A 12,312-nucleotide genomic window follows, 5' to 3' on the forward strand; every position below is an offset into this window, starting at 1 on the left:
CCGTCAGCCGCCCCAACGCCTACCCGTCCCGCTCCTGGCGCCCCGTCAGCACCTCGTCCCACGCGCAGACCAGCCGCACCCCACCGCTCTTCCCGCTCTGCCCGCTCTTCCCGTCCTTCCCGTCCTTCCCGTCCTTCCCGCTCTTCCCGTCCTTCCCGCTCTTCCCGTCCTGCGCCTGGTCCAGCCGCAGTCGCGCCGCACGCCCGTTGAGCGTCAAAGTCATCAGCTGGTTGCCGAACCACGGGCCTCCTGTACGGCGCCAGCCGATCGACGGCCGGTCCAGCCGGGCGTGCCGGGCCAGTGCGTGCCCCAGTCGGCGGCCGAGGCGGCTCCATCCGAAGCGGAAGCCGGCCCGCATGGTGGCGGGGATGCTGTTGTGCACGGGCGAGCAGGTCAATTGGAGTACGCGCCCTGCGGGCTCGGAGCCGTCGTGCCAGTGCGGCTCGGCCACGTACGCGTGATGCACGTCTCCGGACAGTACGCACACCGTCGCCGGTGCCGCGTCGCCCGAACCGGCCTCGACGAGCAGGTCGGTGAGCGCGGCGAACGACTCCGGGAACGCCGCCCAGTGTTCGAGGTCGGCCCGCTGTCGCAGCGATTCGCTCCGGCGTGCCCAGCGCGCGCCGCGCGCCCCGGCGCACAGTGCGGCGTTCCACCCCTCCGCGTCGTGGATCAGGTTCGGCAGGAGCCAGGGCAGCGAACTGCCGATCAGCAGGTGGTCGTACGCGCCGTGGTCGGCCAGTATCTGTTCGCGCAGCCACTCCGCCTCGGCCGGGTCGAGCATCGCCCGCCGCCCCTCGTCCAGGACGCGGGTGGCGCGGGTGTCGATCATGACGAGCCGTACGCGGCCGAAGTCGCGGCGGTAGCTCCAGCGCGCGCAGCCCGGGTCGGCGTCGGCCGCCGCGGCGAACTCCCGTACCAGGTCCGTGCCGTCCGGCAGCGCGCGGACGCGGGCGTACAGCTCGTCCTTCTCCAGCTCCGCGGGGGAGAGGTTGCCCAGGTGCTGGTACACCCAGTACGACATCAGGCCGCCCAGCAGCCGCTCCCGCCACCAGGAGGTCGCGCGCATCCGGGTCTGCCAGGCGGCGGAGGTGTTCCAATCGTCTATGACGTCGTGATCGTCGAAGATCAGGCAGCTGGGGACGGTGGACAGCAGCCAGCGCACTTCGGGGTCGAGCCAGGACTCGGCGTAGAGATGGGTGTACTCCTCGTAGTCCGCGACCTGCTTCCAGGGCGGCTCGGAGGTGTCGCGGCGGGCGGCGAGCAGCTGGGCGGTCGCGTCCGAGGTCTGGTCGGCGTACACCTGGTCGCCCAACAGGAGCAGGACGTCCGGGCGTTGTCGCGCGGGATCGGCGGCGAGCGTGGCGGCGAGGGTGTCCAGGGCGTCCGGGCCGACCGGGTCGTGCGAGTCGGCGGGCGGCGCGGCCCAGCGGCAGGAGCCGAACGCGACGCGCAGGTGCTGGTCCGCGGGATCGTCGCCCGGGGCCGCGGGCGTGTGGATCGTGCTGTCCGGGAAGCGGCTGTCGGGCAGCGGCCAGACCTGCCCGCCGTCCAGCAGGACCCGGTACGGGGTCTCGCTGCCCGGCGTTAGCCCGGCGACGGGCACCAGCGCGTAGTGGTGCCCGCCCACCTGCCACGTGCGTTCGGCACCGCCGGCGCCGTTCTCGCAGCGGACGTGCACCTCGCAGGGCCGGTCGGTCTCGACCCACACCGTCGCGCTGATCTCGTCCACGTACCGCAGCAGCGGCCCCAGGAGCAGCACGGCCATCGGCGATCCTCCCCTCGTACGGGCCGGTGCCCGTACGTCTGTGCTCAGAGGATAGGAGCCGGTCGCAGGGCGACGGGACAGCTCCGGCCTCCTCCCGGAGAAAGACGGAGCCATCCGGTCGTACGGTTGCCCTATTCGGTCACAAGCCGATCAGGTCCTGCTGAGGACCCGCTCAGGGGCGCCCCTCGGCGGCAGCCCCGGGCAGGTCCTCGCGGGCGGCCCTCGGCGGCAGCCCTCAGTGGCAGCCCTCGGCGGCAGCCTCCGAATAGGGCCGACCGACCGCGGCAGTAACCATTCATCAGTAGCTCTCGACGGTGCTCAGCAGCCGTCCAGGACCTTCTTCAGCGCCGCCTTCTCGGCCGAGTCGGCGGTCATCCCGTACTCGTGCTTCACCGACACCCACATCCGAGCGTAGGTGCAGTGGTACGAGGTCTTCGGCGGCAGCCACTTGGCCGGGTCCTTGTCGCCCTTCTCCTGGTTCACGTTGTCGGTGACGGCGATCAGCTGCGAGTGGGTGAGGTCGTTGGCCAGCTGCTTGCGACGCTCGGTCGTCCACTTCGAGGCGCCGGACTTCCACGCCTCCGACAGCGGTACGACGTGGTCGATGTCCACGTCGGACGCCTTGGTCCACACGCCGTCGTCATAGGCCGACTTCCAGGTGCCGCTCGTCGCGGCGCACTTGCCGTCGGTCTGTACGTTCTCGCCGTCCCGCTTGAGCACGACCTCGCGCGTGTTGCAGTTCTTGCCCTGGTCGGACCAGTGCGGGAACTTGTCGCGGCTGTAGCCGTCCTGCGAGCCCTGGGGCGCTTCCTTGATCTGGGCGAGGTACGTACGGGCCGTGGCGGCGTCCGGCGGGGTGGGCGGCGCCGCCTGGGCGCTCTGGGTGCCGAGCACCAGCGTGCAGACGAGAGCGGCGGCGGAACCGGCGGCGACCGATACGCGACGCGCGTAGACCTTGGGCATCGTAACTCCCTGTATGTGGGGGGAAGTTGAGGTGCGGGACGGAGTCCATGGTGGCGCCGTGGGGTTACCACCGGACGGGCTCCAGGTAACAGAGTGACGACATGCCCACGTCAGTTCAAGGGGTTGACATGACGTCACCCGCCCCCGGCGGACCGGGACGCGGCGCGCGCGGGCGCGTGCGCCCTCTCCGGAGCGCCCGCTTCCGCCGAATCGAACGCCCGCCCCCGTCGTGGCGCACGCCCGCCTCCGTCGCGCGGAGTGCCTGCCTCCGCCGTACGGAATGCCCGCCTCCGCCGTACGGAACGCCTCCCTCCGCCGTGGCGCACGCGCCGCACACATCCACGGCTGCCCTACAGTGAGCGCGTGCTGCTGCCGGTCAACGCCACCCTCGCGGTCGTCCTCGCCGCCCTGCTGGCCGCCGCCGTGGCCGTCGCCGCGCTCGCCCGTCTCGGCCACGCGCGGGCCATCGCCCTCGCCGGCCTGCGCGCCGCCCTCCAGCTCGCCGCCGTCTCGTACCTCATCGGCTGGGTCGTACGGTCCGTGCCCTGGCTGCTCTGTTTCCTCGTACTGATGTTCACGGTCGCCGTACGGACGGCGGGCCGCCGCCTCACCCCGAACCGCACCTGGTGGTGGGCGGCCGCGCCCCTCGCCGCCGGGGTCGTCCCGGTCGTCGGCGCCCTGCTGCTCACCGGCCTGGTCCCGCCGCGCGGCATCACCCTCATCCCCGTCGCGGGCATCCTCATCGGCGGCGCCCTCACCGCCACCGTCCTCGGCGGGCGGCGGGCCCTGGACGAGCTGGAGACGCGGCACGGGGAGGTGGAGGCGGGGCTGGCGCTGGGCCTGCCCGACCGGGAGGCCCGGATGGAGGTCGCCCGCCCGGCCGCGTCCGACGCGCTGCTGCCGGGCCTGGACCAGACCCGCACCGTGGGACTCGTCACGCTCCCCGGCGCATTCGTCGGGATGCTGCTCGGCGGCGCCTCACCCGTTCAGGCGGGCGCGGTGCAGATGTTCGTGCTCGTCGCCCTGCTCGCCGTACAGGCCGCGGCCGTCGCGGTGGTGCTGGAGCTGGTGGCCCGCGGGCGGCTGCACCGCGTACCCTTGGTCACAGCAGAAGGGGAGTAGCTCTTCGCCGGACCGTCGACATACTGCCCGCCCGTCGGCCGTCACCGCCCAGGTGACAGGCCGCCCGCGGTGGGCCGGCGCCCGGAGCGCGACAGGTGACCGGTGTCCCTGCCGCGCCAGCGAGACCTTCGGCCGCAGTGTTTGCGCAGACACACGTCTGCGCAAGGGACGCTGCCGTGCCGAAGCGACCCCTTTTCCGGGCCCCTCGGTGCGGCCCGACCGATCGAGGTAAGACACCCCGTGTTCAGTTTCACCGTCGCCGCCGTCGTCTTCGGCGTCGTTTTCCTGGCCGAGCTGCCGGACAAGACCGCCCTCGCCGGGCTGATGCTCGGCACCCGCTACCGCGCCTCGTACGTCTTCGTCGGCGTCGCCGCGGCCTTCGCCGTGCACGTCGCGCTCGCCATCGCCGCGGGCAGCGTGCTGTCCCTGCTCCCGCACCGCCTCGTCCAGGCGGTCGTCGGCGTGCTCTTCCTCGCCGGCGCGGCGGTCCTGCTCTTCAAGAAGGACGAGGACGAGGAAGAGGTCAAGAAGCCCGCCGACCAGAGCTTCTGGAAGGTTTCAGGGGCGGGCTTCATGATGATCCTGGTCGCCGAGTTCGGTGACCTGACGCAGATCATGACCGCGAACCTCGCCGCCCGCTACGACGACCCGGTCTCGGTGGGTGTCGGCGCGGTGCTGGCCCTGTGGGCGGTGGCGGGCCTGGGCATCCTCGGCGGCCGCACCCTCATGAAGTACGTACCGCTCAAGCTGATCACGAAGGTGGCGGCGGGGGTGATGGTGCTGCTGGCGGGGTTCAGCCTGTACGAGGCGATCGTGGGCTGACCGCTGACCGCTGACCGCTGACCGCTGACCGCTGAAAGATTGAGGGGTGACGGCTGAGGGCTCACGGCTCACGGCTCACGGCCGAGGACCAGGGGCCACCGTCCGGTGGCCCCACCCGTCCGCTCAGCCCTCGACGTGCAGCGCGATCGACCCGTCCGCGAGCGCCTCGACCCGGATCTGCTCCAGGTCGCGTACGTGGACGTCGGGACCGAAGGCCCCGGCCCGCTCGCCGACGCCGACCACGCGCATCCCCGCCGCCCGCCCGGCCGCGATGCCCGCCTCGGAGTCCTCGAAGACCACGCAGTCCTCGGGCGCGTACCCCAGCTCGGCCGCGCCCTTCAGGAAGCCCTCGGGGTCGGGCTTGCTGGCGCTGACCGACTCGGCGGTGATCCGTACGGCCGGCATCGGCAGCCCGGCCGCGCCCATACGGGCGTCGGAGAGGGCGATGTCGGCGGAGGTCACCAGCGCGTGCGGGAGCGTGGCGAGGGCGGCCATGAAGGCGGGCGCGCCCGGGACCGGCACGACGCCTTCGACGTCGGCGGTCTCCTGCGCCAGCATCCGCCGGTTGTCCTCGTGGTTCAGCTCCACCGGGCGGTCGGGGAGCAGCGCGGCCATCGTGGCCCAGCCCTGCCGGCCGTGCACCACCTTGAGCACCTCGGTCGCGTCCAGGCCCTGCTCGGCGGCCCAGCGGCGCCAGCAGCGCTCGACGACGGCCTCGGAGTTCACGATGGTGCTGTCCATGTCCAGCAGCAGGGCGCGGGCTATGAGCGTGGTCGTTGCCGGCATCGGCGGGCTCCTGGGCGCTGAGGAAAGAGTCAAGCGGCTCCGCCCGCCGGTCAGGGAGTGCGGGCGGAACCACTTTGTTCCTACACGATACAAAGAGCACCCCGGCGGTGGTCAACCGCCCCCTCGAACGGCGCGCACCGCAGCGGCGCGCCCCGGGTCTCCGGCCCTGCCCTGGCCCCGGTCCCCGGTCCCGGTCCCCAGCCCCGGCCCCCGGCCCTCAGGTCCCCGCCTCACGGCCCCATGCCCCCGACCCCCGCCTCACGGCTCGACCGTACGGGCCTCCAGCGACCGGCGGGTCTGCACCCCGTAGACACCGGACGGGTCCTGCTGTAGCCCGTAGAACCGCTGGTAGGAGGCGACGGCTTCGCGTACGGCGTAGCCGAAGCGGCCGTCCTCCGGGCCCGGGTACACGGCCACCTGCTCCAGCCGCCGCTGCAGCTCCACGACCTCCGGCCCGCTGGCCCCCTCCCGCAGCACGATCGGCCCGCCCGGCGGACTGCTCGGCGCACGGCTCTCCGGCGCGCTGGTGATGCTGCCGGACGCCGTGGCCGTGTGCGAGGCCGTCGAAGGGCTGGGTGACGGGGACGGGGCGCCGGGCGGGCTGGGCGGCGGCTGCGCCCGGCTCACCCGGTGAGGAGACGGTGTGGGAACGGTGGACGGCGGCGCGGTGCTGCGGCCTGGGCCGCCGCCGAGGCTGTCGCCGCCGGTGCCCGGTGCCGGAGCGGCGCTGGGCATGTGCCGGTGGTCGGGCGGCAGGGCATGGTCCTCGTCCGAGTCGGACAGCAGCGCGCCGCTGAGCAGCACCGCGCCCGCGGCCAGGGCCGCCGCGGAGACCGCCATGGCGGCCAGGGCCGCCTGCTTCCTCCGGCGGCGGGAGGCACCGTACGGACCGGACTCCACCCCGGCCTCCCCGCCCGCTTCCACCCCGGCGTGCGAACCGGCATACGAATCGGCGCACGAATCAGCGCACGAATCATCGTGCGAGCCGGAATGCGAGCCGGAATGCGAACCAGCGTACGAACCGGCTTGCGGCCCACCCGGCCCGCCGGAGCCCGAGCCCGCGCGTAACCCGGACCGCGCCGTCCGCGCCGCCGCCCGCGCCCCCGTCCGCGACCCGGACGGCGGCACCGTACGGGAGCCGAACCGCGGCGCGGGACGCGGTTCGGGGCGCATCGTTTCCGCCGCCGCGCCCGCCGCAGCCCCGGCGGCGTCCGCCCCCTCCGGGAGCCGCACGTACGGACGTACCCGCAAAGGATCGAAGTCCTCGGCGCCGGCCGCCTCGCACAGGCACCTCGTGCGGCCGTCGTCGCGCGCGGGTGCCGAGCAGTGCGGGCAGGTCTCAGCCGTCACGAGCGTTCCCCCTCCTGAAGCCCTCGATCGGTCAGTGATTATCCCGGTTCGGTCCCTTCCTGCACAGGGAGCCTCCGGCAGCCACCGGGCCCCCACGCCCCTCAGCAGGCCGTATCCCACCGAAACGAACAGGATGGAAGGAAGCCCGCCCCCGCCCGGACGAAGGGAGACGCTCATGGCGCAGGACACCGGCGCTCCGGCCGTCCCCGGCGAGGGACAGTCCCGCCGGACGGTCCTCGTGGCGATCGGTGCGCTGCTGCTCGGCCTGCTCATCGCGGCACTCGACCAGACCATCGTCGCCACCGCGCTGCCCACCATCGTCAGCGACCTCGGCGGCCTGGACCACCTGTCCTGGGTGGTCACCGCGTACCTGCTGGCCTCGACCGCCGCGACCCCGCTGTGGGGCAAGCTGGGCGACCAGTACGGGCGCAAGCGGCTGTTCCAGACCGCCATCGTGATCTTCCTGATCGGGTCCGTGCTGTGCGGCATCGCGCAGGACATGCCGCAGCTGATCGCGTTCCGCGCGGTGCAGGGGCTGGGCGGCGGCGGACTGATCGTGCTGTCGATGGCGATCGTCGGCGACATCGTGCCGCCTCGCGACCGCGGTCGCTACCAGGGCCTGTTCGGCGCGGTGTTCGGTGCGACGAGCGTGCTCGGGCCGCTGCTCGGCGGCCTGTTCGTGGACCACCTGAGCTGGCGCTGGGTCTTCTACATCAACGTACCCATCGGGATCGTCGCGCTGGCCGTCATCGCCGCGGTGCTGCACATCCCGGTCCGCCGCACCCCGCACCGCATCGATTACCCCGGCACCGTCCTGATCGCCGCGGTCGCCGCCTGCTTCGTCCTGATGACCTCGCTCGGCGGCGTCAGCTACGGCTGGAGCTCCTGGCAGATCATCGGCCTCGGCGTGCTCGGGCTCGTGCTGCTGGCCGTGTTCGTCGCCGTCGAGCGGCGGGCCGCCGAACCGGTCCTGCCGCTCCGCCTGTTCCGGCTGCGCTCGTTCACCCTCACCGCGGTCATCGGGTTCGTCATCGGCTTCGCGATGTTCGGCTCGATGACCTACCTGCCGACCTTCCTCCAGGTGGTGCAGGGCGTCTCCCCGACCATGTCCGGGGTGCACATGCTGCCGATGGTCATCGGCATGCTGCTGTCCTCGACCGGGTCCGGGCAGATCGTCAGCCGTACCGGGCGCTACAAGCTCTTCCCCATCGCCGGCACCGCCGTCACGGCCGTCGGCCTGCTGCTCCTGCACCAGCTCGGCCCGTCCAGCGGCACCGCCGTGATGAGCCTGTACTTCTTCGTCTTCGGCTTCGGGCTGGGCCTGGTCATGCAGGTCCTGGTGCTGATCGTGCAGAACGCCGTCGACTACCGGGACCTCGGCGTCGCCACCTCCGGCGCCACCTTCTTCCGTTCGATCGGCTCCTCCTTCGGCGTCTCCATCTTCGGCACGATCTTCGCCAACAAGCTGGGGCCCCGCATCGCCGAAGCCCTCGCGGGCAAGCAGTTGCCGCCCGGCACCGACCCGTCCAGGATCGCGGAGGACCCGCGGACGGTCGGACAGCTGCCCCCCGACGCCGCGTCCGGCGTGCTCGACGCCTACTCGACCTCCATCACCGACGTCTTCCTCTACGCGGTCCCGGTCGTGCTGATCGCCTTCGTCCTGGCCTGGTTCCTGCGCGAGGAGCCGCTGCGCCGCGGCGTCACCGCACCCGACACCTCCGAGGTGCTCTCCTCGAACCCCGTACACCGTTCCTCGTACGAGGAGGTCTGCCGCGCACTGTCCAAGCTGGGCAGCCTGGAGGGCCGCAAGGCGGTCTACGAGCGGATCACCGAGAAGGCCGGGCTGGACCTGAAGCCCACGGCGAGCTGGATGCTGCTGCGCATCAACCGCTACGGCTCGGTGGAGCCCGCACTGCTCTCCGAACGCAGCATCGTGCCGATCCGGGTGATCGCCGAGGCCACCCGGCAGATCGAGGAGCGCGGCCTGGCCGTACGGGAAGGGCTGCCGCTGGTCCTCACCGACAAGGGCCGTACGGTCGCGGAGCGGCTGGCCACCGCCCGCCGCGCGTCACTGGCCGAACTGCTGGGGGACTGGTGGACCGAGGACCGGCCGACCGACCTCACGGAACTGGTCGACGAGCTGACGACGGAACTGTGCGGCTCGGACGAGGAGAGCCCGCACCACGGCGACGCGCGGAAGCGGCGGCCACCGGCGACGCCGCACTGAATCCGGCACTCCGCCGAGCCGAAGCCGCCTTCTCTCACCCGTCCCAGTCCACCCGTCCCCCTCCACCCGCGTCAGCCTCCGCTGCCCATCACCCGCTTCTCGAAGAACAGGTCCGCGTACCGGTCCTCCTTATAGGCGGGGATCTCCGCGTACCCGTACGCGCGGTACAGCGCGACGGCCTCGGTCAGATCCCGCCGGGTGTCCAGCCGGAGGCGCTCGGCGCCCAGTTCCGCCGCACGCCGCTCGACGGCACGCATCAGCACGCCCGCCGCGCCCCGACCGCGCCACGGCTCGCGGACGAACACCCGCTTCAGTTCCGCCGTACGCCCGCCGTCGATGAGCAGCAGCCCGGCACACCCGGCGGCCTCGCCCGCCTGCCGGGCGATGAACAACGCACCGCCCGGCGGCACGAGTTGGCCGGTCGGATACTCCGCCACGCCCTCGTCGATCTCCTCGGACGTGATCCGCGGCCACCCGTGCAGAGTGTGGTATCGCTGAGCGACCTCGGTGTAATACTCACGGAACAGGGCCGTGGCGGCGGGCGAGTCATCGGGCTCGACCGTGAGATCCCAGGTCCCGGTACGGAGTCCGGTGGCAACGTCAGTCATGGCGGCATTGTGCGGTACGAGCCGGACCCGTCGCCCGCGATTTACGGGTCGGACCGCTGCCCGTGATCTACGAGCTGGACCGTCGCCCGCGATTTACGGGTCGGACTGCTGCCCGTGATTGACGAGCCGGGCTGCCACCCCCGATTTACGGGCCGGGCTGCCCCGCTCCTCTCCCCGATCCCACCCCCTCTCCCTCCCCTCTTTTCTCCCCTCTCTCCTCCCACCGGCCCGTCACCAGGCGGGGTTTGGCGCCCGGCGGCGGGGCTACCCGCCCCGTATGTCCATCACCTTGATCATCGTCCCCATCGTGGCGCTCCTGGTGATCGCCGCTCTCGTCCTCATGGCCCGCGCCAAGGTCGCCCGCAGCGGCAGCAGAGGGCTGCGCAAGCGATTCGGCCCCGAGTACGAACGGGCCGTCGCCGTGCACGACGGCGACCACGCGGCCGCCGAACGCGAACTGAACCAACGGCTGGACCGGCACGGCGCGTTCCGTCCGGCGCCGCTGACCGCCGAGCTGCGCCTGCAGTACGAGGAGCGGTGGGAGGCCGTACAGCGGCAGTTCGTCGACGAGCCCGAACAGGCCGTCGTCGAGGCCGACCTGCTGATCGGCCGACTCGCCCGCGAACGCGGCTACCCGGCCGACACCTACGACGAGCAGACCGACGCCCTCTCCGTCCACCACGCGCACGGCGTCCACGACTACCGCAAGGCCCACGAGACGGCCGTACGCGCCCGCAACAACCGGCCCGAGAACGCCGCCGGCACGGAGGAACTGCGCGCCGCCGTGGTGCACGCACGCGCCCTGTTCACCGAACTGCTCGACGCCGGATCGGGCCGTTCCGGCGGCCCGCGAGGCCCCCGCGGCCACGGCCGCGACGGCACGGCACACGGCCGTACCGACCCGGCCCGCGACGGGCACGCCCCGTCGGCCGGCCACCACGGCACCCGGCACGACAAGCCCACCGCCCGGCGGCTCGGCGACCGGCTGCGTTCTCCCTGGACGCACGGCCGCGGCCACGGGCACGACACCGCGGAAGGCGGTGCGCGATGAGCACCTTCGACGAACGCGGAACCGGTCCCGTCGAAAAGCCCGGCGAGCGCGCGGCGAGCGAGGGTATGCCGCCGCCGGAGCGCGGAGCCGCGGCGTACGAGGGCGACCGCGGCGCGCAGCAGCCGACCGCGCCGCCGCCCACCACCACGTCGGGTGCCACCGAGTCCGTACCCGGTGTGTACGCCGGCCTGCCCGGCACCGAAACCGACTACCCCGCGGGCACGCCCGGCGCACCCGGCGGCCCTTCCGCGACCACCCCGGCCGAAGCCTCAGGCCGGGCGGGAGCCTCCGAACCTCTGCTCCCCTCCGACGCCCGGGACAAGCTGCGGCAGCGGCTCGACCACGCCGTCAACGGCTTCGTCGACCGCCCCCGTGAGGCCGTACAGGAAGCCGACGGCATCTACGAAGAGCTGTCCGCCCTCCTCCCGGAGGCCCTGGCCGCCCGCCGCCGTGCCCTGCACACGACCTGGGAACAGGGCAACGCCGACACCGAACAGCTCCGCGTCGCCCTGCGCCACTACCGCGAAACCGCCCAGCGCCTGCTCGACTTCTGACCCCCGGAACCCGGCGGACCGGCCCCCGGCGGACCGGCGGCGAACTGACGTACCCAGCGGCGAACTGTCGTACCCGGCGGACCAATGAACCTGCGAACCTGCGTAACGGCGGACCGGCGACCGACAACGGCCGACCGGTCCGCCGCGCTTGTTCGCTACTCCGTCACGCCTTCGGGCTCGCCTGCTGCACGACCTCGAACGACCACAGAGTGGACCCCGAAGCGGCGGGCTTGGGCCGCTCGCCGCCCTCCGCGCCACCGCCACCCTGGTGCGCGGCCTTCATCGGCCCCTCCATCCAAGCCTGGAAAGCCTGCTCGTCACGCCAACGCGTGTAGACGAGATACTGGTCGGTACCCTCCACCGGCCGCAGCAGCTCGAACCACTCGAAGCCGTCCGACGATTCGACGGCCCCGGCCCGCGCTCCGAAGCGCTTCTCCAGCACCTCCCGCTGTTCGTCGGGCACAGTCAGCACATTGATCTTCACGATGCTCATACCGAACATCGTCCCCCATACCGTCCGGCAGACGTAGACCAGGGCCGCCTGACGCGCCGGAACCGGACCGCTTGCTCGGCGGTCACGCGGCGCCGTCCAGCACCGCCCGGACTTCCGGGACGTCCCGGAAGCTCTCCAGCCGCTCCAGTACGACCCGGACCCGTGCGGCCGTGCGGTCGCTGGACACGGACGCGCTCAGCCTGATGACCCGTTCCGCCGTCGAGGCCGCCTCTTCGGGTTCGTTCGCATCGGCCAGAGCGACGGCCAGCCATGACAGGTACAGGGCCAGTTCCCGAGTGTGCGTAGTGTCGTACTTGCCGAGCACGTCTCGCAGCAGGGGCACGGCGCGCAAGGGCCTTCGCAGTTCCGTGTAGACCCGGCTTTCCATGACCTGTAGTTCCCCGGCGTCCACCCAATACAGGTAGGCGGGTGATTCGGCTCCGGCGCTGTCTGCGGCCAGCGCCTCACCGGCCTCTCCGAGCGCCCGCATGGCTGACTGAACTTCGCCCGCCTTGGTATGGGCCCATGCGACCCGATCGTGGTAGTGCGCGGACTTTCGGGGGTGTTG

Annotated in this window: 12 protein-coding genes; 5 read left to right on the forward strand and 7 right to left on the reverse strand. The window is 72.4% G+C overall.

Features of this window, described 5'->3' with window-relative positions; all coding sequences use genetic code 11:
- Nucleotides 1–19: 19 nt before the first annotated feature.
- Nucleotides 20–1,768, reverse strand: a complete 1,749-nt coding sequence (locus tag A6A06_RS15415) for an alkaline phosphatase D family protein (RefSeq protein ID WP_242440748.1) — start codon at nt 1,766–1,768, stop codon at nt 20–22.
- Between the two features lie 318 nt (nt 1,769–2,086).
- Entirely contained in the window at nt 2,087–2,731 is a 645-nt protein-coding gene (locus A6A06_RS15420) for an HNH endonuclease family protein (RefSeq protein WP_073761745.1), read from the reverse strand.
- A 363-nt stretch (nt 2,732–3,094) separates the two neighbouring features.
- Between A6A06_RS15420 and A6A06_RS15425 the strand changes: the two genes are divergently transcribed.
- On the forward strand, nt 3,095–3,853 hold the full coding sequence (locus tag A6A06_RS15425) for an ABC transporter permease (RefSeq protein WP_073761746.1): 759 nt from the start codon (nt 3,095–3,097) through the stop codon (nt 3,851–3,853).
- Between the two features lie 240 nt (nt 3,854–4,093).
- On the forward strand, nt 4,094–4,675 hold the full coding sequence (locus A6A06_RS15430; RefSeq protein WP_073761747.1) for a TMEM165/GDT1 family protein: 582 nt from the start codon (nt 4,094–4,096) through the stop codon (nt 4,673–4,675).
- A gap of 123 nt (nt 4,676–4,798) precedes the next feature.
- Here the strand turns inward: A6A06_RS15430 and A6A06_RS15435 are convergent, their stop codons facing one another.
- The gene (locus tag A6A06_RS15435; RefSeq protein WP_073761748.1) at nt 4,799–5,461 is read right to left on the reverse strand and encodes an HAD-IA family hydrolase; all 663 of its coding nucleotides are present in this window, start codon (nt 5,459–5,461) and stop codon (nt 4,799–4,801) included.
- 258 nt (nt 5,462–5,719) lie between these two features.
- Entirely contained in the window at nt 5,720–6,361 is a 642-nt protein-coding gene (locus A6A06_RS15440) for a peptidoglycan-binding domain-containing protein (protein WP_073761749.1), read from the reverse strand.
- A gap of 625 nt (nt 6,362–6,986) precedes the next feature.
- On the opposite strand from A6A06_RS15440, the gene A6A06_RS15445 reads away from it, so the two are divergent.
- Complete coding sequence (locus A6A06_RS15445; protein ID WP_073761750.1) at nt 6,987–9,038, forward strand: MDR family MFS transporter; 2,052 nt, start codon at nt 6,987–6,989, stop codon at nt 9,036–9,038.
- Nucleotides 9,039–9,109: 71 nt separating this feature from the next.
- Here the strand turns inward: A6A06_RS15445 and A6A06_RS15450 are convergent, their stop codons facing one another.
- Nucleotides 9,110–9,646: a GNAT family N-acetyltransferase gene (locus A6A06_RS15450; RefSeq protein WP_073761751.1), complete on the reverse strand. Its 537-nt coding sequence runs from the start codon at nt 9,644–9,646 to the stop codon at nt 9,110–9,112.
- Nucleotides 9,647–9,923: 277 nt separating this feature from the next.
- On the opposite strand from A6A06_RS15450, the gene A6A06_RS15455 reads away from it, so the two are divergent.
- Together A6A06_RS15455 and A6A06_RS15460 are read left to right on the forward strand one after the other, a co-directional pair.
- A complete protein-coding gene (locus A6A06_RS15455; protein WP_073761752.1) occupies nt 9,924–10,697 on the forward strand; it encodes a hypothetical protein in 774 nt (257 codons plus the stop codon).
- Entirely contained in the window at nt 10,694–11,251 is a 558-nt protein-coding gene (locus A6A06_RS15460) for a hypothetical protein (protein ID WP_073761753.1), read from the forward strand. The genes A6A06_RS15455 and A6A06_RS15460 overlap by 4 nt, the downstream gene beginning before the upstream one ends.
- Before the next feature lie 163 nt (nt 11,252–11,414).
- Here A6A06_RS15460 and A6A06_RS15465 read toward each other — a convergent pair whose 3' ends face one another.
- Entirely contained in the window at nt 11,415–11,744 is a 330-nt protein-coding gene (locus tag A6A06_RS15465) for an antibiotic biosynthesis monooxygenase family protein (protein WP_073762180.1), read from the reverse strand.
- A gap of 82 nt (nt 11,745–11,826) precedes the next feature.
- A complete protein-coding gene (locus A6A06_RS15470; RefSeq protein WP_242440749.1) occupies nt 11,827–12,234 on the reverse strand; it encodes a hypothetical protein in 408 nt (135 codons plus the stop codon).
- Between the last annotated feature and the right edge of the window lie 78 nt (nt 12,235–12,312).

The sequence above is a fragment of the Streptomyces sp. CB02923 genome (assembly GCF_001905005.1).
GTDB lineage: Bacteria > Actinomycetota > Actinomycetes > Streptomycetales > Streptomycetaceae > Streptomyces.

Coding starts and splice junctions, on each gene's coding strand:
- A6A06_RS15415 (WP_242440748.1), bottom strand. CDS start 1,768: ATGGCCGTGCTGCTCCTGGGGCCGCTGCTGCGGTACGTGGACGAGATC.
- A6A06_RS15420 (WP_073761745.1), bottom strand. CDS start 2,731: ATGCCCAAGGTCTACGCGCGTCGCGTATCGGTCGCCGCCGGTTCCGCC.
- A6A06_RS15435 (WP_073761748.1), bottom strand. CDS start 5,461: ATGCCGGCAACGACCACGCTCATAGCCCGCGCCCTGCTGCTGGACATG.
- A6A06_RS15445 (WP_073761750.1), top strand. CDS start 6,987: ATGGCGCAGGACACCGGCGCTCCGGCCGTCCCCGGCGAGGGACAGTCC.
- A6A06_RS15450 (WP_073761751.1), bottom strand. CDS start 9,646: ATGACTGACGTTGCCACCGGACTCCGTACCGGGACCTGGGATCTCACG.
- A6A06_RS15455 (WP_073761752.1), top strand. CDS start 9,924: ATGTCCATCACCTTGATCATCGTCCCCATCGTGGCGCTCCTGGTGATC.
- A6A06_RS15460 (WP_073761753.1), top strand. CDS start 10,694: ATGAGCACCTTCGACGAACGCGGAACCGGTCCCGTCGAAAAGCCCGGC.
- A6A06_RS15465 (WP_073762180.1), bottom strand. CDS start 11,744: ATGAGCATCGTGAAGATCAATGTGCTGACTGTGCCCGACGAACAGCGG.
- A6A06_RS15470 (WP_242440749.1), bottom strand. CDS start 12,234: ATGCGGGCGCTCGGAGAGGCCGGTGAGGCGCTGGCCGCAGACAGCGCC.